The organism is Aeromonas sp. ASNIH2 (genome assembly GCF_002934795.1).
GTDB lineage: Bacteria > Pseudomonadota > Gammaproteobacteria > Enterobacterales > Aeromonadaceae > Aeromonas > Aeromonas caviae.
In genome coordinates this window covers 96295-115673 of sequence record NZ_CP026406.1, presented here as the reverse complement: position 1 = coordinate 115673, position 19379 = coordinate 96295, and the positions used below count along the sequence as shown (strand labels likewise).

21 protein-coding genes and 1 pseudogene are annotated in these 19379 nt (G+C 63.6%); 11 read left to right on the top strand and 11 right to left on the bottom strand.

Features of this window, described 5'->3' with window-relative positions; translation table 11 throughout:
• Positions 1–89: 89 nt before the first annotated feature.
• Positions 90–1841: an ABC transporter transmembrane domain-containing protein gene (locus C3F36_RS00630; RefSeq protein ID WP_053288424.1), complete on the top strand. Its 1752-nt coding sequence runs from the start codon at positions 90–92 to the stop codon at positions 1839–1841.
• Between the two features lie 54 nt (positions 1842–1895).
• On the opposite strand, the gene C3F36_RS00625 is transcribed toward C3F36_RS00630, so the two are convergent.
• Entirely contained in the window at positions 1896–3077 is a 1182-nt protein-coding gene (locus tag C3F36_RS00625) for a hypothetical protein (RefSeq protein ID WP_104454255.1), read from the bottom strand.
• A gap of 428 nt (positions 3078–3505) precedes the next feature.
• Here C3F36_RS00625 and C3F36_RS00620 point away from each other — a divergent pair, with 428 nt between their 5' ends.
• The gene (locus tag C3F36_RS00620) at positions 3506–3979 is read left to right on the top strand and encodes a DUF4442 domain-containing protein (RefSeq protein ID WP_010674883.1); all 474 of its coding nucleotides are present in this window, start codon (positions 3506–3508) and stop codon (positions 3977–3979) included.
• Between the two features lie 149 nt (positions 3980–4128).
• Here the strand turns inward: C3F36_RS00620 and ybcJ are convergent, their stop codons facing one another.
• The 4 genes from ybcJ to C3F36_RS00600 form a co-directional block, all read right to left on the bottom strand.
• Positions 4129–4362, bottom strand: coding sequence for a ribosome-associated protein YbcJ (gene ybcJ / locus C3F36_RS00615; protein ID WP_010674882.1), 234 nt, complete (start codon positions 4360–4362; stop codon positions 4129–4131).
• 165 nt (positions 4363–4527) lie between these two features.
• A complete protein-coding gene (locus tag C3F36_RS00610; RefSeq protein WP_104454254.1) occupies positions 4528–4932 on the bottom strand; it encodes a MaoC family dehydratase in 405 nt (134 codons plus the stop codon).
• On the bottom strand, positions 4929–6716 hold the full coding sequence (locus C3F36_RS00605; RefSeq protein ID WP_104454253.1) for a class I poly(R)-hydroxyalkanoic acid synthase: 1788 nt from the start codon (positions 6714–6716) through the stop codon (positions 4929–4931). The genes C3F36_RS00610 and C3F36_RS00605 overlap by 4 nt, the downstream gene beginning before the upstream one ends.
• A gap of 95 nt (positions 6717–6811) precedes the next feature.
• Positions 6812–7162 (bottom strand): phasin family protein, encoded by a 351-nt coding sequence (locus C3F36_RS00600; protein ID WP_039040883.1) that lies wholly within the window; start codon positions 7160–7162, stop codon positions 6812–6814.
• 303 nt (positions 7163–7465) lie between these two features.
• Between C3F36_RS00600 and C3F36_RS00595 the strand changes: the two genes are divergently transcribed.
• The 3 genes from C3F36_RS00595 (at position 7466) to pdxY (ending at position 10272) form a co-directional block, all read left to right on the top strand.
• Positions 7466–8029: a VC2662 family protein gene (locus C3F36_RS00595; protein WP_010674879.1), complete on the top strand. Its 564-nt coding sequence runs from the start codon at positions 7466–7468 to the stop codon at positions 8027–8029.
• A 77-nt stretch (positions 8030–8106) separates the two neighbouring features.
• Complete coding sequence (locus C3F36_RS00590; RefSeq protein ID WP_029314586.1) at positions 8107–8862, top strand: DUF429 domain-containing protein; 756 nt, start codon at positions 8107–8109, stop codon at positions 8860–8862.
• Between the two features lie 546 nt (positions 8863–9408).
• Positions 9409–10272, top strand: a complete 864-nt coding sequence (gene pdxY, locus C3F36_RS00585) for a pyridoxal kinase PdxY (RefSeq protein ID WP_010674877.1) — start codon at positions 9409–9411, stop codon at positions 10270–10272.
• Between the two features lie 40 nt (positions 10273–10312).
• Here pdxY and C3F36_RS00580 read toward each other — a convergent pair whose 3' ends face one another.
• The 4 genes and pseudogenes from C3F36_RS00580 to C3F36_RS00565 all read right to left on the bottom strand — a co-directional run.
• Entirely contained in the window at positions 10313–10621 is a 309-nt protein-coding gene (locus tag C3F36_RS00580) for an antibiotic biosynthesis monooxygenase family protein (RefSeq protein ID WP_010674876.1), read from the bottom strand.
• 104 nt (positions 10622–10725) lie between these two features.
• Positions 10726–11232: a GNAT family N-acetyltransferase gene (locus C3F36_RS00575; RefSeq protein ID WP_010674875.1), complete on the bottom strand. Its 507-nt coding sequence runs from the start codon at positions 11230–11232 to the stop codon at positions 10726–10728.
• Between the two features lie 101 nt (positions 11233–11333).
• Positions 11334–11726 (bottom strand): NUDIX hydrolase, encoded by a 393-nt coding sequence (locus C3F36_RS00570; RefSeq protein WP_104454252.1) that lies wholly within the window; start codon positions 11724–11726, stop codon positions 11334–11336.
• A gap of 16 nt (positions 11727–11742) precedes the next feature.
• Positions 11743–12306 (bottom strand): annotated as a pseudogene (locus C3F36_RS00565) (class IV adenylate cyclase); the annotation flags it as partial.
• Between the two features lie 267 nt (positions 12307–12573).
• Between C3F36_RS00565 and C3F36_RS00560 the strand changes: the two are divergent.
• The 4 genes from C3F36_RS00560 to C3F36_RS00545 all read left to right on the top strand — a co-directional run bounded on the left by C3F36_RS00560 (position 12574) and on the right by C3F36_RS00545 (position 15011).
• Positions 12574–13419: a DUF5718 family protein gene (locus C3F36_RS00560; protein WP_104455978.1), complete on the top strand. Its 846-nt coding sequence runs from the start codon at positions 12574–12576 to the stop codon at positions 13417–13419.
• Between the two features lie 268 nt (positions 13420–13687).
• Positions 13688–14020 (top strand): YnfA family protein, encoded by a 333-nt coding sequence (locus tag C3F36_RS00555; RefSeq protein WP_041211490.1) that lies wholly within the window; start codon positions 13688–13690, stop codon positions 14018–14020.
• Between the two features lie 23 nt (positions 14021–14043).
• Positions 14044–14499 (top strand): GNAT family N-acetyltransferase, encoded by a 456-nt coding sequence (locus C3F36_RS00550; RefSeq protein WP_223956621.1) that lies wholly within the window; start codon positions 14044–14046, stop codon positions 14497–14499.
• A 62-nt stretch (positions 14500–14561) separates the two neighbouring features.
• Entirely contained in the window at positions 14562–15011 is a 450-nt protein-coding gene (locus tag C3F36_RS00545; RefSeq protein ID WP_104454251.1) for an acetyltransferase, read from the top strand.
• Between the two features lie 54 nt (positions 15012–15065).
• On the opposite strand, the gene C3F36_RS00540 is transcribed toward C3F36_RS00545, so the two are convergent.
• Both C3F36_RS00540 and C3F36_RS00535 read right to left on the bottom strand, forming a co-directional pair.
• Complete coding sequence (locus tag C3F36_RS00540) at positions 15066–16454, bottom strand: DEAD/DEAH box helicase (RefSeq protein ID WP_010674869.1); 1389 nt, start codon at positions 16452–16454, stop codon at positions 15066–15068.
• Positions 16455–16716: 262 nt separating this feature from the next.
• Positions 16717–17193, bottom strand: a complete 477-nt coding sequence (locus C3F36_RS00535; protein ID WP_053288435.1) for a glutathione peroxidase — start codon at positions 17191–17193, stop codon at positions 16717–16719.
• A gap of 208 nt (positions 17194–17401) precedes the next feature.
• On the opposite strand from C3F36_RS00535, the gene C3F36_RS00530 reads away from it, so the two are divergent.
• Together C3F36_RS00530 and C3F36_RS00525 are read left to right on the top strand one after the other, a co-directional pair.
• Positions 17402–18010 carry a 2OG-Fe(II) oxygenase gene (locus C3F36_RS00530; RefSeq protein WP_199769638.1) on the top strand — a complete coding sequence of 203 codons (609 nt, stop codon included), beginning with the start codon at positions 17402–17404 and terminating at the stop codon, positions 18008–18010.
• 200 nt (positions 18011–18210) lie between these two features.
• Positions 18211–19200, top strand: a complete 990-nt coding sequence (locus C3F36_RS00525; protein ID WP_041215087.1) for a D-alanine--D-alanine ligase — start codon at positions 18211–18213, stop codon at positions 19198–19200.
• The last annotated feature ends 179 nt before the right edge of the window (positions 19201–19379 follow it).

Here is a 19379-nt window from a genome sequence, read left to right as displayed (position 1 = left end):
GTTTCCTTCACCCCCCGCCCGGCTCCCGCGAGCGGAGAGGGGAGCAAAAAGAGTCAATTCCCGTGGAACGCTGCGCTGGAGGCAAGTCTGTGAATCCAACCATCAAACGGCTGCTCGCCTACTGCGCCAGCTACCCCCGCTGGCTGGTGCAGGCGGGCATCTGCCTGCTGCTCGCCACCGGCGCCGAGGTGGCGGGCCCCTTGCTCATCAAGCTCTTCATCGATGACTACCTGGCGCCGCGCCGGCTGGAGTGGGGCATCATCGCCGCCCTTGCCGCCGGTTATCTGGGGCTGCAGGTGTTGTCGGCGGCCGGCTTCTATCTGCAATCCCTGCGCTTCAACCGCATCGCCCAGGCGGTGGTGCAGCGTCTGCGCGAGCAGGTGTTCGCCACCGCCATCCGCCTGCCTGCCCGCTATTTCGACAAGCACCGCTCGGGCTCCCTCATCTCCCGCATCACCAACGACACCGAGGCGATCATGAACCTCTATGTCCAGGTGATAGGGCTCCTGGTGCAAAAAGTGGTGCTCCTGTGCGGCATCCTGCTCTCCATGGCGCTGCTGGACTTGCGTCTGATGCTGGTGTGCGCCACCCTGCTGCCGGCGGTGGGGGCCGTGATGTGGCTCTATCAGAAACTGAGCGTGCCCGTGGTGCGGGCGACCCGATCCTTGCTCTCCGACATCAACAGCCGTCTCAACGAGTCGTTGCAGGGGATGCCGGTGATCCAGGCCATGGTGCAGGAGCGCCACTTCGCCAACGCCTTTGCGGGGGTGAACCAGCAGCACTGGCAGGCGCGGATCAAGAGCCTCAAGATCAACGGCATCCTGCTGCGCCCCCTCATCGATCTCTTCTACATGATGGTGCTCATCGGTCTGCTGGCCCTGTTTGCCCACGAGGGGCTGAGCACGGCGGGGGCCATCCAGGTGGGGGTGCTTTACGCCTTCATCAGCTATCTGGGGCGAATGATCGAGCCCCTCATCGAGATGACCAACCAGCTCAACCAGTTGCAGCAGGCCATGGTGGCGGGGGAGCGGGTGTTCGCCCTGCTCGATGAAACCCGCGAGAGCACCGACGGGGCGGTGCGCCCCCTGGAGGGACGGGTACGCTTCGACGGGGTGGGCTTCTCCTACGACGGGGAGCAGCAGGTGCTGCAAGATGTGAGCTTTGCCACCCGGCCGGGCCAGATGCTGGCGCTGGTGGGCCACACCGGCAGCGGCAAGTCCACCATCATCAGCCTGCTGATGGGTTTCTACCCCCTGGATCGGGGGAGCATCCACTTCGATGATCACCCCATGAACGGCCTGGCTCTCTCGGCGGTGCGCCGCAGCATCGGCCTGGTGCAGCAGGATCCTTTCATCTTCGTCGGCACCCTGGCCGAGAACCTGCGCCTTGGGCGTGACGGCATCGAGGATGGGCGGCTCTGGCAGGCCCTGGAGGAGGTGCAGCTGGCCGATTTCGTGCGCCGCCTGCCCGATGGCCTGGCCACCCTGATGGAGGAGGGGGGCAAGAACCTCTCCGCCGGCCAGCGCCAGCTGCTCTCCTTTGCCCGCGCCCTGGTGGGGGATCCGCGCATCCTCATCCTGGACGAGGCGACCGCGAGCGTGGACTCCCAGACCGAGCTCGCCCTCTCCCAGGCGCTCTCGGTGGCGCGCCGTGGCCGCACCACCATCGCCATCGCCCACCGTCTCTCCACCATAGTGGATGCCGATGAAATCCTGCTGCTCTCCCGCGGGTGGGTGAGCGAGCGCGGCACCCACGGCGAGCTGATGGCGCTGGGGGGGCATTATGCCCAGCTGTTCGAGATGCAGAGCCAGGGTGCCTGGCTTGAAGAGAAACGGGCCTGAGGCCCACCTAAAAAAACAGCAGGCATCTGCCGGCTGTTTTTTTGACTGGCGGGGTTACACCGTGGCCTTGCTGCGGCTGACCAGCTTGGGCTCCAGGGGCGGGAAGTCATCGTTGAAGAAGGTATCCGCTTCTTCAATTTGTGCCTTGCGCTGCTTCTGGATGAAGATGTCGAAGTCGCGCTTGATCTCGGGGTCCTTGAGGGCCTCGTAGTCGAACACGTTGGCGGCATAGAGGTAGTTGAAGTAGATGTCGACGAACTCGGCGCTGGCACAGGCGGAGGTGAACTTGCTGTTCTGGCGGTCGAAGTTGACGCGGTACTGCTTGATCTTCGGCACATAGACCAGCTCGTTGCCCACCTTGAACACTTCCACCGTGACCCCCACCGTGATGGTCTTGTAGAAGTCCTTGTTGTTCTCCACCCCGAAGCGGATGGCATCCCCCTGCTTTTGCAGGAACTTGTTGAAGCTGGCCAGCGCCGTGGTGCCCTGGCTCACCACCACGTCCATGATGAAGTTGATGAAGTCGGTGGCGATGCTGAGCCCCTTGATGTGGCGGCTGTAGCTCTGCTGATCGATCTTGCTCGGCCCCATCAGGGGGATCTTGGAGAGGGCCCTGGCCCAGAGATCCGCGTCCGTCTTGTACTGCTCGCCATAGGCTTCGGCGTAACGGTTGATGTAGGCGGTGACCACGGAGGTGATGGCGATGAGGTAGGCCTTCTGTTCCGCCAGCTTGGCCATGACGGCGGGATCGTCCAGCAGCTCGTTGGCCACGATGAACTCCACCAGGCCGTCCTTGTCGGCATAGGGATCATTGCCCACCGCCCGGACGGTGTCGGGTAGATTGACGTCGTTGAAGAAGGCCTCGGCCTCGGCGAACTGATCATGGTTGCTCAGGCGGTTGGCCGGTGCCTCGCGCACCAGCTGGCAGAGCACCAGCTCGGCCTCGTAGTCCGACTCGCGCCACAGGGGGGCCTGCAACTGGTTGCCGAAGGTCTTCTTGTAGGCGAGGTTGAAGTCAAACAGCACCGAACTGCAGCCGCAATCCATGGCGAAGTCGACGGTGTAGCTCAGCGGCCCGGTGGGCAGGGGCTTGCTCATCTTCCCCTTGGCGCTGAGGTTGGCATAGCACTTGAGGTACTCCCGGCCAAACAGCTCGTAGGCACGGTTGTTGTTGAAGTTGAGCTGGAAAGTACCGGCGCTCTCGCCCCCGTTGAACAACTGTTGCACGTGACTCATCTCTCTATCCTTATGGTGAGATTGGTAGACGGGTTGACCCGGTGCCGAGTGGCTACTTCCGGGCCAGCAACAGCCTAGCGAGGGAGAGGGGGTTTGGTTACTGCGAATAATCCCAGTGGCGGGGGCGGGATCCTGGGCTAGCCCCCTGACGGGGAGTATTTCTCGTTGTGTTTCATTCGGATATGGCTGTCATGGTCCCGTCATCCGGGGCGGGACCTTGAAAAAAATCGGAAAAAGGGGAAAAGAGAGGCGACCCGGGGTCAGGAAAGGCCGGTTTTATCATTTGCCAGGCAAATAGAACCTGGCCATTGCATGAATTTTGCAAATACCCTTTGGGGGCCCGCTCACAGGGATGGCAAGGGAGGCTTGTCTATCGGGAAGCAGGCTGGCAACATTTGCGTCACATTCACTCATCGGATCAGTTTGCAATGGACCTGCAACGCCTCAAAGCCAACCTCGCCCTGCGTCTGTTCGCCTGGCGCTACATTCCCGTCATTGGTTTCTGTGCCCCCGTCATCGAGCAGATGGATGCCAGGGCGCTGCGCATCCGCATTCCGCTGGGCTGGCGCACCCGCAACCACCTGGGCAGCATGTATTTCGGGGCGCTCGCCACCGGCGCCGACCTGGTGGGGGGGCTCCTGGTCATGGAGAAGGGGCGGGCGCGGCGCAAGAAGGTGCATTTCGCCTTCAAGGATGTGCAGGGGGAGTTTTTGAAGCGCCCGGAGGGAGACGTGCAGTTTGATTGCGCGGCGGGGGAGCTTATCGACGCCATGATCGACGAGTCCCTGGCGAGCGGTCAGCGCATCAACCGCCCCATCCAGGTGGTGGCCACCTGCCCGTCTCGCAACGGCGACGAGGCCATGGCCCGCTTCGTGCTGACCCTCTCCATCAAGGCCAGCTGAAGGCCAGAGGGCGCTTGGCGCCCTTGTTCAAGCCGGGATCAGAGGATCTCGGGACTGATCCCTTCCTTCACGACCCCCTTCATGCCATTGAAGTTGACCACCTGCGCGACCACTGTGCTGGGTAGCGCTTGCGTGGCAGGGCGTCAGGATCAGAGGATCTCGGGGCTGACGCCTTCTTTCACGACCACCTTCATGCCGTTGAAGTTGACCACCTGCTCGGCGACTATCTTGCAGCGTTTGCGGGTCTCGACCTGACCGTCCACTTCCACCAGGCCCTCGGCGACCAGCGCCTTGGCGGCACCGCCACAATCGGCCCAACCCTGATGCTTGATCAGGTCACACAAGGCAACGAAGGGGTGACCTTCGAGCAGAAACGTCTCCATGGGAAATCCTCTAGCTGGATGAATGGCTGAAACAGCGGGGGGTCATTCTAGGCAGTTAGGCGGGGCAGGGAAAGGGCCCGGGCCGAATTGCCCCGAAAAAGGGGCGAGCACAGGCAAAAAAACCAGCCCGACCGGGCTGGTTGTGTCTCTGGGGGCCACTGGCGCTCAAGGGAGTTTCACCACCGCTTCCCCCGTCACGGCGAGGGCGCCGCCCTGGGTGAAGATGCGGGTGGCCAGGGTGGCGATGGGCTTGTCGCTTCGAAGGGCAATCACCTCCACCTCCGCCGTCACCTCGTCCCCCACGAACACCGGCAGTTTGAAGCCGAGGCTCTGGCCCAGGTAGATGCTCCCCTTGCCTGGCAACTGCTGACCGAGCAGCCCGGAGAAGAGGCTCGCCAGCAACATGCCGTGGACGATGGGGCGCTCGAACACCGTCGTGGCGGCGAAGTCCGGGTCCAGGTGCAGGGGGTTGAAGTCCTCCGACAGCGCGGCGAAGGCGGCCACCTCCGCCGCCCCGAACCGCTTGGTCAGGCTGGCTTTCATGCCCACGGCAAGGGGTTGTGTACTCATGCGGGTTCCTCTTCTTGCTTCCTGACGCCAGCAAACACCGGATTGAGCCGTACCTTGACGTAGCTGCCGGGGGCCGCCTCCAACCCCTCGACAGGCTGCCGGGCGGGGACGGGCTCTGCCTCGTCACGGTCTTTGATAAAGCGCATCATCTCGGGCCACCAGGAGCCGCTCTGGTGGGTCGCCCCCGCCAGCCACTGCGCCGGGCTGTCCGCCTCGGCCTCGCTCTGCCAGAAGCCGTATTTGTTGGCATCCGGCGGATTGATGATGCCGGCGATGTGCCCGGATTCGGCCAGAATGAAGCGCCGCTCGCCCCCGAACAGCGCCATGCCCTGCCAGGTTCCCTGCCAGAGGGCGATGTGATCGTCCACGGCGGACACCAGCAGCACCGGGGTCTTCACCTTGGCGAGATCGATGCGGGTGTGGCGGATCCGAAGCTCCCCCTTCACCAGCTGGTTTTCCAGGTAGAGTCGGCGCAGCAGGCTGTTGTGGGTCTTGCCTGCCACGTTGGTGCTGTCGCTGTTCCAGTGCAGCAGATCGAACGCCACCGGGCTCTGACCCTTGAGGTAGCTGTCGATGTAGTAGTTCCAGTAGAGGCTGTTCTCCCGCAGCAGACTGAAGGAGACCGCCAGCTGGCGCCCGTCCATGATGCCCCTGGCCTCGTTCTGCGCCTCGAGCGCCGCGATGATGGGCTCGTGGATGAAGATGCCAAGCTCCCCGGGCTGGGAGAAGTCCAGCAGGGTGGTGAAGAGGGTGGCGCTACGCACCCGCTGCTTCTGGCGCCGCGCCGCCAGCCAGCCCATGGCGAGTGACAATGCAGTGCCACCGATGCAGTAGCCGATGCCGTGTACCTCCCGCTCGCCGGTGGCCGCCTCCACGGCATCCAGGGCGGCGATGACCCCGTCCACCACGTAGTCGTCGAGATCGACCTGCCCCTGTGCCACCCCCGGGTTGCGCCAGGAGATCATGAAGACCGTCTGCCCCTGGGCGACCAGCCAGGCCACCAGGGAGTTCTGGGGGCGCATGTCCATGATGTAGTACTTGTTGATGAAGGGGGGCACGACCAGCACCGGGGTCTTGCCCACCGTCGCCGTGGTCGGGCTGTACTGGATGAGCTCAAAGAGCTCGGTGCGCAGCACTACCCGGCCCGGGGTGGTCGCCAGATCCCGGCCGAGCTCGAAGGCGGACTCGTCGGTCAGGCGGATGTTGAGGTGATCGGCGCTGCGCTCCAGATCTTCGGCCAGGAGCGCAAGGCCGCGCACCAGATTCTGGCCGTCGGACTCCAGGGTGAGCTTGAGCAGCTCCGGGTTGGTGGCCAGGAAGTTGCTGGGAGCCATGGCGTTGACGTACTGGCGGGTGAAAAAGCGCAGTCGCTCCCGGCTCTTCTCGGGCACGCCCTCCAGGGCATCCACCGCCGCCAGCAGGTGTCTTGCGGTCAGCAGATAGGATTGCTTGAGGTAGTCATAGAGGGGTTGCTCGCTCCAGGCCTCGGCCTTGAAGCGGCGATCGCTGCGATCCGGGGTGATCACCGGCTCGCTCGGCTGGCCTGCACTCTTGAGCAGGGTGTGCTGCATCAGCTTGAGCTGATCCTGCCACCAGTTCATCTGGGACTGGATCAGCTGCCAGGGCTGCTGGCTGCCCTGCTCCAGCACCTGGCCCAGATCGTCCAGACTGGTCTGCAGCAGGGCCTGGGCCGTGCGCTCGGTCTGGGCTCTGGCCATGGCCAGCAGCTTGTCGTTGTAGTGGGCCAGGGCCTCGAACAGCGGGCCGTAAGATGATTGGCTCATGTGTTCTCCTTCACCCACGCCCGGGGCGGGCACTTGCCCGTTCTGTCGAGTCGTGGGGAGATGTGGCTGCCCGCAAGACGGGCAGCCAGGGGTTATCAGGCCTTGCCCGTGCTCTTCTTGATGCCATCTGCGGTCAGGGCATCCAGCTCTTCCTTGAACTGCTGGCCGAGGGCGCTGAGCTTCTGGATGTCATCCAGCATCTGGCGGGAGAGCTGGCTGGCGCTCTCCAGCTGCACGGTGCCGAGGGCCGCCAGGCTCTGGGCATCCTGCACCTTGCCGACGGCCTGCAACTGGTTGAGCCCCAGTTCGGCGTAGGCATTGGCGGACGCCAGTTGCAACCGGGTCAGCTGTTCGATGTTGCTGGCCAGCAGCTGGTTGTAGCGGGTGAGGGGAGCGGCAAAGCCTTGCATCTGCTCGGTAAAGCTCTTGATCACGTCCATATTCATCATGGGTCTCCGGTTCGGCAGAACACTGTTTTTGCGGGTCAATCGACCCTTCTTGCGGGTACAGCACGTCATCCCTGTGTTACGTGTTGTTTGCTCTGTTCAAACACACGTTTGAGCATTCTGCAACCAATCCACCTTTGGTATAAATGGCATAAATGTTAGTTTCTGTTTGAATTTTCCAATCCGCCGAGAGAGCCATCCCCGGGTTCAGACGAGAGGTGACGCAGGGCAGGGGGCGGGGTCTCGTTCCCCGGGGCCTGCGCTGGTACCCTTGAGCCACACCCTCTTCACAAGGAATCCCCGATGAAACCGTTCGCCCTGCTGCTCGGCTGTGGTGCCCTGACCCTCGCCGGTGTCGCCCAGGCCAGCACGCCGGTCCAGATCTCCCTGCCCGGTGTCAACCTGCCCTCGTCCAATCAGGTGGAAGGGGCAAGGGCTTCCTTCCTCTACGGCCGCACCGGCCAGGTGAAGGGGATCGATCTGCCGGTGTTCGCCCTCTCCGACGTGGATCAGTTCACCGGCCTGCAGCTTGGTGTGTTCTTTGGCGCGAGCCGGGTGCGCCATCAGTTTGGCGGGGTCGCCATCAACGCCGTCAACTGGCACGAAGGGCAGGATACCGGCCTCAATCTGGGCTTCGTCAACCTGACCAACAATGTGAAGGGGCTCAACTGGGGGGCGGTCAACATCGCCCAGGGCAATGCCCTGGCCAACGTCGGCTTCGTCAACTATGCCGAACGCACCACGTTCCAGCTGGGATTCGTCAATGCCACCAAGCACCTGGACGGCTTGCAGATTGGCCTGGCCAACTACGCCGAGAACGGCATCTTCCCCATTCTGCCCCTGATCAACTTCAAGAAATCCTTCTAGGGACCAACTTGCCCTTGCTTTAGGAGGGGCAGCCATTACCCTGTGCTCCATCAAGGCTGCACAGAGGTAACAGGGGCATGACAACGGAACACATGGACGCCATCGGCATCGGCTGGGACGTGAGGGGCTGGCAGGGCAATGCCCAGGCGGTGGCGGTGGTGGGTTGGCAGGCCCGGGAGTCGCGTCTGCACTGGCTCGGGATCTCCCCCCTGTTTCGCCTGAGCTCCCGGGTCGCGCCGGATCTGGATGCCCTGCTGCGCCCGGCCCTGCAAGACGAGGTGGCGCTGATGCAGGTGCTGGCCTGCCCGCGCCTTGCTCTCGGCATCGATGCGCCCCTGGCCTTTCCCCGCGCCCTCGCCGATCTGCTGGCGGGGTGGGGGAGCGGCTTTCCCGTGCCCCAGCGGGAGATTGACAACCCTTACGCCTACCGGGATTGCGAGCGCTGGCTCTATCAGCACTATGGCAAGAAGCCCCTCTCCGCCACCTTCGACAGGCTCGGCAACAACGCCACCCTGGCCCTCTCCATGCTGCCGCGCCTCGGGGATCTGCAACTGGTGCCAAAACGGGCGAGGGCTGCCGGGCGCGCGGTGCTGGAGGTCTATCCCGCCCTGGCCAAAATGGGGGGCAAAGCCTCTGCTGTGCGGCCCGAGCTGCAACCCCACCTGCCAGCAATCCTCATCCCTGGAACGGATCCCTATGATGCCGCGCTCTGCGCCCTGATGGCCCTGCAATATGCGGCCGAAGGGGCCGTCACCTCGCTGCCTGCTCTGGTGGACCTGCCGGAGGAGATGGCACCGGACGAAGGCTGGGTCTACCACTTCGCCCGGGATTGAGACGCCCAAGCACCGTGCTCCCTCTGACGACTGCTGGCGACTCGCTGCAGTCACGGCACTGTGTCGCCACTGCGTATGGCTTGCCGTTGCCACGGTGTCAGGCAAGGGGAGGCCGCCTTTGTCCTGTGATCTTCCGACGTCTCCTTGACCCTTGCCCTTGTTGCCTTACTTTGCGACTGCCGACTGCCGACTGCCGACTGCCGACTGCCGACTGCCGACTGCCGACTGCCGACTGCCGACTGCCGACTGCCGACTGCCGACTGGCGCCTTTTCATCGGACCTCATCCTTGATCCCGATTGTTCATGGCTGGTTTAAAAATCACCTTGTATGCCATCAGACAAGAGACGTACAAGTACATTTATCACCCCGCAGCAGCGGGGAGATGGCTCCAGGGTTGTACAGAAACAGGGTAGCGGGGGTCAAATATGCGGCAGGTTAAGCCTGCAGAAGCATAAATAGGGAGTCAGGGCGTTAATTGCTGGAAGAGCCGTCTCTTCATCCGATATATTGCCTCTTTTCCTCAGGCTTCTTGTCCGGTGGTGTCGATGAAACGCATTCTCTCTATCCAGTCCCACGTGGTGTTTGGCTGTGCCGGCAACAGCGCCGCCGTGTTCCCCATGCGCCGTCTCGGCATGGAGGTGTGGCCCATCAATACGGTGCAGTTCTCCAACCACACCCAGTACGAGGCGGGTTGGCAGGGAATGGCAATGCCGGCGGGCCACATTGCCGCCTTGTGCCAGGGGCTTTGCAATATCGAGGTGCTGGCGCGCTGCGATGCGGTGCTAAGTGGCTATCTGGGCTCGGCGGAGCAGGGGGACGAGATCCTGGCGGTGGTGGCGGCGGTGAAACGAGCCAATCCGGCGGCCCTCTATTTCTGCGATCCCGTGATGGGGCATCCGGAGAAGGGGTGCATCGTCGCCCCGGGCGTCACCCGCTTTCTCACCGAGCAGGCCCTGCCGGTGGCGGACATCATGGCCCCCAATCTGCTGGAGCTGGAGACCCTGTGCGATGTCCATCTGACAACCCTGGCCCAGACCCGGGTCGCCGCACGCCAGTTGCTGGAGAAGGGGGTGAAGATGGTGCTGGTCAAGCACCTGGGTCGCGCCGCCAGCGTCCCCGGCCGCTTCGAGATGCTGCTTGCCACCCCCGAGGGAGACTATCTGATCGCCCGTCCCCTTTACGATTTCGCGCGCCAACCGGTGGGCGTGGGGGATCTCATCAGCGCCCTGATGCTGGCCAACCTGCAGGCGGGATATGATGGGGTGAGCGCCTTCGAGCGCACCAACGCCGCGGTGGATGCGGTGCTGAGACAGACCTGGGAGGCGAATGCCTACGAGCTGCAGCTCATCGCGGCCCAGAGCGCCTTTGCCGAGCCGCAGATTGCCCACAGGGCCGAGCGCCTGGCCTGACGCCATTGATCAGCCCGTGACGGGACGAGCTGATCAAGGTTCAGCTTGCGGCACTGATCGGTGTTGCATCCTGAAAATGTTCGACCCTGGGGAAGGGGTCGTAGAAGTGGTGCAGCAGGGCCTTCCACTCCTGGTACCGGGGGGAGCCCCTGAACCCCCGGGTGTGATCTTCCAGCCGCGCCCACTGCACCAGCAGCAGGTAGTGATGGGGATCGTCCAGGGCACGCTGCAACTGGTGGCCCAGGTAGCCGGGCATGGCGCTGATGATGTGCTGGGCTCGGGCGAAGGCCTGCTCGAAGTCAGTGGCCTTGCCGGGAATGATCTGCAGATGGGCGACTTCCAATATCATGATGGCTCCTTGCCGATGAGTCTGATTGAACCAAAAACCTATGTACGCCGAGCCTTGGAGGGGGCAAGACCGGCACGCTGTCCGGTCTTGCCAGGCCGTCTGCCTCAGAGCTGCTTGTAGAAGAACTGGGTGGCGGCGAGGGTGCCGTCCCCATTGCGGGCGAAGTCCGGGATCTGGCCGGCCTCCTGATAGCCGAGCTGGCGATAGAGGCTGGAGGCCACGTCGCCGACCCGGGTATCCAGCACCAGCAAGGTACGCCTGGCGTCCCGGGCCCCTTGCTCCATGGCGTTCATCAGGGCGCGGCCCACCCCCTTGCCACGGGCCTGGCTGTGGACCATCAGCTTTTCCACTTCGGCCCTGTGGCCCCCGTTGGCCTTTGTGCACAGGGAGAGCTGCAGGGCGCCCACCAGATGGTGCTGATCAAACGCCACCCAGAGCTTGCGCACTCCATCCGCCAGCTCCCCCTCGATGCCTTGCCAGTACGCCAGCCCCTGCTCTTCCTGCAGGGGAGGCAGAAAGCCCACCGAGGCACCGCTGGCCACGCAATCTTGCAGCAGGGCGATCAGCGCCGGTTTGATGCCTCTGGTGCTCTCGACCTCAAGGATCTCCATTGAATGTCCTCATCTTCTCTCTTGGCCCACGTGGGGGATTAACGTCTCGGGCGCGGACTCTCCTGCCGGTGCTATTATCATCCGGTCAGGTGCGCCGTCTCTTAATGGATCAGTCCCTGCGCTGTCAGCCACTGGAACAGCAGGCGGGAGACGGGGGAGACTTCGGCCAGGTGGCGGCTGTCCAGCCAGCGCAGCTCGGCGATCTCCGCCGAGGCGACGGGCGTGCCGTCGGCGTCCCCCGTGTAGCAACGCAGATTGACATTCACCCCTTGCGGCTTGCCGTCCGCCTGGGCGCTGAACTCGCAGGCGAACGCCAGGGTGTCGGGTTTCAGGGTGACCGCGAGCTCTTCCTCGATTTCACGAACGAGGGCCGCCTCGTCGCTCTCGCCCGGCTCGCGCTTGCCCCCCGGAATGTAGTAGATGTCCTTGCCGTGGGAGCGGGCGCACAGCAGTTGTCCCTCCTTGAAGGTCAGCCAGGCGAGTTTGTCGATCATGGGCAGATTCCTCTTGTTGCCGCTTGTCAAAGGGGGGGGCTCGCTGCTCGCACAGGGTGCGATAGGAGCGGGTTTCCCGCATCTCGGGCGCCAGTCCCAGCCGGCTAGCCAGCGCCAGCAACTGCGCGCGGTAGGCGGGCAGGGCGGTCTCGTCGTCAGTCATGATGGCGAGCTCGGCAAAATCACCGACGCCTGCCAGGTGATCCACCGTGACGTGGAAGGCCCCCAGAAAATAGATGCTGCGCCGCTTGTCGATGGTCAGCACCGGCTGGTAGCCCAGGGTGCGCACCATGCTGGCCGCCTTGTCCGCATCGGTGATGTTGACCGCCTCGCAGCGATCGGGTCCGGGCCCTTTGACTATCCAGAGCCGGATGCCGCTGGGGGCCATGGTGCGGATGATCAGGCTCTTCTCTGCCCGGGCCAGGGCGCCATCTGCCGTGTCGAAGTAGCAGTCCTGCTCATGATTGTCCGCCACCATCACCTCGGGGCCGAGGGCCGTGAGGGTATGCACAAAGGCGGCGCTGTCCGTCAGGCGGTATTTGAACTCCACCTCGAAGCGCCCCTGAAAGTGGGTGGTCATGGCCTTGCGACGGCTCCCGAACGGCAAATGAATAGGGCAGCCTAGCAAAAGTGCCGGGCTCTCCCAAGCATCGGGATCACAGCTTCGCATTGACTGCCGACTTTATGACCAGATGGTGAGGGAAAATCCGCCCTGGTGCACAGCTTGTGGCCCGGTGGCTGGGCGCCGTCCGGGGGCTGTGCTCTAATGAGCTCCCTCTTTGGCGGTATTGCCGCCCTGAACAACGACAACGAGGCGGCGGCCCCGGCCGCGCCAGTGGAGCCACAGATGCAGATCACCTCACAGACCCCCTTTATCGGACTGGGCGTGGCGGGCAACTTCGCCGGTCACCTGGAGCAGGCAGGGGAGGCGGCGGACTTCGTCGCCGTCAAGGTTGACGACAAGGTCGCCCCCAAGGCGCTGTTCCCCTTCTATGTGCCGAACCATCCCGGCCAGCTCGGGGTCTTTCCCCTGAGCGGCGATGCCATCTTCCTGCCGGAGGCGGCGGTGAGCGGGGACGAGAAGGTGCAGATTGAACCCGAGGTGGCACTGTGGTGCGAGCTGGAGTACGCGGGGGAGCAGGTGGTGGCCATCCATCCCAAGGCGTTTGGCGCCTACAACGACTGCTCCATCCGTCGCCCCAATGCCAACAAGATCAGCGAGAAGAAGAACTGGGGTGAAGAGAGCAAGGGGCTGGCCGCGAACCTGCTGCCCCTGACCCACTTTGCCGCAGGATGCGAGCTCGATGACTACCGCATCGCCTGCTATCTGGAGCGGGACGGGGAGCTGCACCCCTACGGGATCGACAGCGCGGCGGTGGACTACAGCTACTTCCACGGTCAGTTGCTGGCGTGGGCCATCGACAAGTTCAACCATCAGCAGGACGAAGGCCCGGCCGAGCATATCCAGGGGCTGCTGGCCCAGGCGGGGCGCCCGGCCCATGCGCTCATCAGCATTGGCGCCACCCGCTACACCCCCTTTGGCGAGACCCACTTCCTCGCTCCCGGTGACACCGCCTGCGTGGTGGTCTACCCCGCCAGTCGCTACGACGAGCAGGATATCCAGGAGGCCATCCGAGCCCGCCGCTTCGGGCCGGATGTCTCCGTGCTGCTGCAGGCGGTCAAGACCCGCTAATCCTGTCGTCAGGCCCGCTTCGGCGGGCCTGACTGTTTTTAAGCACAGCGCAGCCCGTTCTCTGTCGGCTTTCTACCCCCTGTTTGCATACCCTCTATACCTACCGCACGCCATGCCAAGCGCATGATGTTCCTCGATCCTGTTCGCGCTCCGCCATCTGCCTCCCGTGCCCTGAACCGTGCACCTCGAAAGCCGATTGCAGTGGCTGGATATAACAGTATGATTTGCCACAAGAAGTCCATTCTGCCTGCAAGGATCCCGAGTATTCATGGTTGAACTCAAGACCCTGGCCCTGTTTCTGGTGACTGCGGTTGCCGAGATCCTGGGCTGTTATCTCCCTTATCTCTGGCTGACCCAGGGCAAGAGCGCCTGGCTGCTGCTGCCCGCGGCCCTGAGCCTGGCCCTGTTCGCCTGGCTGCTCTCATTGCACCCGACCGCCGCTGGCCGCGTCTATGCCGCCTATGGCGGCGTCTACATCTTCGTGGCCATTCTCTGGCTCTGGGCCGTGGATGGCATCAAACCCAGCCTGTGGGATCTGGTGGGGGCCGGGGTGGCCCTGATCGGCATGGCCATCATCATGTTTGCCCCAAGACCCGCCTGATATCGATGCCAAGGGAGATCAGCATGATGACGACAGTGGTGATAAGAGAGTGTGAGGCGCAGGACTTGGCCGGGCTGCTGGCCCTTTATCAGGAACTCAGGCCTCAGGACCCCGTGCTCGACGAGCAAGGGGCCCGCGAGGGATTGGCGGCGATGCTTGATCTGCCCCATACCCGCATCATGGTGGCCCTGGTGGAGGGGCAGCTGGCCTCCAGCTGCCAGCTCGGGGTGATCCCGACCCTCACCAACGGCGGCCGACCCTTCGGCATCATAGAGCATGTGATCACGGGTGCCGCGTTTCGCCGCCAGGGGCTCAGCCATCAGTTGCTGGAGCATACCCTGGCGCTGGCCTGGGAGCTGGATTGCTACAAGGTGATGCTGCTCTCAGGGGAGGGGCGGGAGGCCGCTCATCGCCTCTATGAGGGACTCGGTTTCAAGGCCGGCATCGAGAAAGGGTTTGTTATCAAGGCGCCGCAATAAGTCCCATGGACTGCTGCATCATCAAAGGCGTGGGCTGTTATCCGCAACATATTGAGGTAGCGATGAAAATTGACGCCGCACAAAAGTGCGATCACCCAACCCTTATCACCATCTGGGAGGCCTCGGTGCGCGCCAGCCACCACTTCCTGCAAGAAGCCGACATAGCGGCCCTGAGGCCCTTGATCCTGGAGCACTATTTCGATGCCGTGACGCTGAACTGTGCCAGAGTAGACAATGGCGAGATCGTCGGTTTTATCGGGGTGGCCGAGGGCAATATCGAGATGCTGTTCGTCGACCCCGGCAGGCAGGGGGGCGGAGTGGGCCGTCTGCTGGTAGCCGATGCCATCCACCGTCTGGGGGCGACCCGGGTGGACGTCAACGAGCAAAATGAACCGGCCCTCGGTTTTTATCGCCACCTGGGTTTCGAGGTGGTGGGCCGCTCGGCACTGGACGGGCAGGGCAAACCTTATCCCCTGCTGCATCTGGTCCTGTCTGCCGAGGCTGGCGCATGAAAAAACCGCCCTCGGGCGGTTTTTTGTTGTTCAGGACGCAGTGCTCGCACCGTCTCACTCCTCGTTGGAGTTGTCCTGATAGTCGCCCCGCTGGGCCTTGGGTAGACGGCGCATGGGGGCGAAACCGATGTCCTCGCCCACCACTTCCCGCTTGCGGGACTTGTTTTGCGCTGGCTGGGCCGGCTTCTTGGCGCCATCCCCCTTGCCTTTCCCGGCGGCGGGTTTGCCCTTGGCGTTGGCATGGCCACGGGCGCGGGGCGGGTTTTGCACCGGCTTGCTGCCCGGCAGGGTCTGGCGGCTCGGCTTGCCGCTCGGCTCGTACCCTTCCAGGATCTCCACGGTCAGGGATTGACCGATCAGCGCCTCGATCTCCTTGAGCTGACCCAGCTCGTCCTGGCTCACCAGGGAGATGGCCTCGCCGCCGCGCCCGGCACGGCCGGTGCGGCCGATGCGGTGGATGTAATCCTCCGCCATCTGGGGCAGCTCGAAGTTGATCACGTGGGGCAGCTGATCGATGTCCAGGCCGCGAGCGGCGATGTCGGTGGCAACCAGCACCCGCACCTTGCCTTCACGAAAATCCGCCAGCGCCCGGTTGCGGGCCCCCTGGCTCTTGTCACCGTGGATGGCGACCGTATCCAGGCCATCTTTCTGCATCTGCTGGGCGAGCCTGTCGGCAATCTGCTTGGTGCGCACGAATACCAGCACCCGCTGCCAGTTGCCACGGCCAATCATGTGGGAGAGCATCTCCCGGCGGCGTTCCCGATCGACCTGGATGATGCGCTGGCTTACCTGCTCGGCGGCGGTGTTGCTGGGATCCACCTCGATAAGGGTGGGATCTTTGAGCAGATCGTCCGCCAGCGCCTTGATGTCATTGGAGAAGGTGGCGGAGAAGAGCAGGGTCTGACGCTCCTCCGGCAGGGCCTTCATGATGCGGCGAATGTCGGTGATGAACCCCATGTCGAGCATTCTGTCCGCTTCATCCAGCACCAGTACCTCGAGGGCGCTCAGGGTCAGGGCGCCCTGGGTCAGCAGATCCAGCAGGCGGCCCGGGGTGGCGACCAGGATGTCGACCCCGAGCTTGATGGCGTCCAGGTTCGGCTTGATGCTGACGCCGCCATAGGCGATCAGGGTACGAAACGGCAGGTGGTGGGCATATTTGATGATGCTTTCGCCCACCTGGGCGGCCAGCTCCCGGGTCGGGGTCAGCACCAGGGCTCGCACCTGGCGACGACCGCCACGGCCGTGGTTGGCCAGCAGTCGATGAAGCATGGGCAGGGTGAAACCGGCCGTCTTGCCCGTGCCTGTCTGGGCGCCGCCCAGCACGTCCTGCCCGGCCAGGATGGCGGGAATGGCTTGCTGCTGGATGGGGGTGGGTTGTTCGTAACCCAGCTCCTTGACGGCCCGCAGGATGTGCGGTGACAGACCCAGTTCATTGAATGACATGTTCGAGGGACACTCCGAGCCTTGGGCTCAACGGGTGACGGCAGCCTTGGTCCGTCACGACATGGAAAATAGGGTGGGTCGCCATCGAGGCTGGGCCTGAGCCCGGCAAAGCGACCGCACAAGAGAACAGTGGGCGCGTAATATAGCAGATGCGAGGCGTACGCGCAGCAGCCGTGTCGCGAGCAGGGTTGCCACGGCCATCCCGGCAGGGAAAGGCCAGGCGGGCGCTAAGAGGGGCCCCCCTGGCCTCGGCGCACGCCCGTCAGAGCAGTCCCTCGATGGCCTGCACCAGATCCTCCGGCCTGGTCTGGGGGGCGAAGCGGTCCACCACCCGGCCTTCACGGTCAATCAGGAACTTGGTGAAGTTCCACTTGATGGCCTCGCTGCCAAGGAGTCCGGGCTTTTGCTCCTTGAGCCAGCGATAGAGGGGGTGGGCCCCGGCGCCGTTGACCTCGCACTTGGCCATCAGGGGGAAGCTGACCGGGTAGTCGAGCGAGCAGAAGCGGGCGATCTCCTCGGCATCGCCCGGCTCCTGATGGCCGAACTGATCGCAGGGAAAGCCCAGGATCTCGAAGCCTTGGAGGCCGAACTGGCGATAGAGGGCCTCAAGCCCGGTGTATTGGGGGGTAAAACCGCAGCGGCTTGCCACGTTGACCACTAGCACGACACGGCCCTGCAGATCGGCGGTGGACCAGGGCGTGCCATCGAGTCGTTGCAGGGGGATGAGGGGCAGGGGCATGGTTTCTCCTGATGCAAGAGGGGCGACAAGGCGCCCGGGGGACAATCCTTGCACGTTAACGGGCCGAGGGCCGGGGAGCAAGGGGGAGGGCGTCTGTGCCCCCCAGACTCCTATTGATGGCGGGACTTCTCAAGAGAAGCAATCCGGTTTGTGCCGATGGTCCGAAGTCGCTACAAAGCGCACTCTCTCCCCTCGCTGCGAGCCTATCTTGGACTATCAAGTCGTCATGGATGCCATCTACACCCGGGGTTGGGTGATAGTGGATGATTTTTTAACCGCCGCCGAGGTGGATGCCCTCAAGGCTTGCCTGCCGGACGAGTGGCGACCGGCGGGGATCGGGCGCGAGACCCTGCATCAGGACAACCGTGATATCCGTCGGGATCAGATCCACTGGCTCGACGCCTCCCTCGGCGCGCCGGTGGCCGACTATCTGGCCCGGATGGAGTCCCTGCGTCTGGCCGCCAATCGCAGCCTGATGCTGGGGCTGTTCGACTACGAGGCGCACTTTGCCCGCTACCGTCAGGGGGACTTCTACGCCACCCATCGCGACGCCTTCGCCGGACGATCCAACCGCCGGCTCACCTCGGTGTTCTACCTGAACAACGACTGGCAGCCAGAGGCGGGGGGAATATTGCGGGTCTATGACGACAGCGAGCAGTTTCTGATGGATGTCTCCCCCCGGGGCGGGCGGCTGGTGCTCTTCCTGTCTGAAGAGTTTCCCCACGAGGTGCTGCCCGCAAGCCGGGAGCGCTACAGCATTGCCGGCTGGTTTCGGGTCAACGGCAATGGCGCCGGGCGGGTCGATCCCCCCCGCTGAGCGCATTTCATCCTGTTTCTGACACAGGAAGAGACTTTTATCTGCCCGGGCAGGGGGAGGTGCGCCCCATCGGCTGACAAGGCTTCCCCTCCCTTGCTACACTGCCCGCACTTATGTTCGTTTCTGGCTTCGTCCGGTTTTCATGCGGTTGGGTTTGCCATGGTGATGACGAAGCCGCTTCTCCCAAGGGATCACATCTAATGAAGAACATGCATGTCTTGCTGCTGTGCGGCGGTGGCGGCTCCGAGCACGAAGTCTCGCTGCGCAGCGCCAATTTCCTCGAAAAACAGCTCGGGCTCCTGCCCGGTATCGAAGTGACCCGGGTCGAGATGTTTGCCGACCGCTGGCTCTCCGCCGACGGTCGCGAGTGCAAGCTGGGGCTGGACAAGCTGCTCTCGTTCGACAGCGTGGCCCGTCCGGTGGACTACGTGGTGCCCTGCATCCACGGCTATCCCGGTGAGACCGGCGATCTGCAATCCTTCCTCGAGCTGGCCGGCCTGCCTTATCTGGGTTGTGACGCCGAGGCGAGCAAGGTGTGCTTCAACAAGATCACCACCAAGCTGTGGCTCACCGCCATCGGCATCCCCAATACCCCCTACCTGTTCCTGACCGAGCAGGGCGAGGCGAGCCTGACCGAGGCGAAAGCGGCGCTGGCCAAGTGGGGCAAGGTCTTCATCAAGGCGGCCTCCCAGGGCTCTTCCGTGGGTTGCTACTCCGCCAGCAACGAGGCAGACCTGGTGAAGGGCATTGCCGATGCCTTCGGTTACTCCGAGCAGGTATTGATCGAAAAAGCGGTCAAGCCCCGCGAGCTGGAAGTGGCGGTCTACCAGTATGGTGACGAGCTGGTGGCCACCTATCCGGGGGAGATCTGCGTACCCCAGGACAAGTTCTACACCTATGAAGAGAAGTACAGCAGCGCCAGTCACACCGAGACCGCGCTCAAGGCCGAGGGGCTGACTCAGGCCCAGGCCGATGCCATCCACGAGTACGCCTTGAAGGCGTTCCGTCAGCTCAAGCTGACTCATCTGTCGCGCATCGACTTCTTCCTGACCGAAGAGGGGGAGATTTTGCTCAACGAGATCAACACCTTCCCGGGCATGACCTCCATCTCCATGTTCCCGAAACTGCTGGAGCACCACGGCCACAGCTTCGCGCACTATCTGGAGCAGATCCTGCGAAAGGCGGTCTGACATCGTCAGACCCGGTTGCAACGGATGGTGAGTAGGGGCCTCAGGGCCCCTTTTTTCATAGGGGAGAGGCGGGCAGAACGCGGGGAGGGAAGGGGCAGGGCGCCGCCTGGCAAGCCTTGCCGCCAGGAGGGCGCGCCGTTACAATCAGCCCCCTTTTGTCCCGCCACAGGCACCGTCAG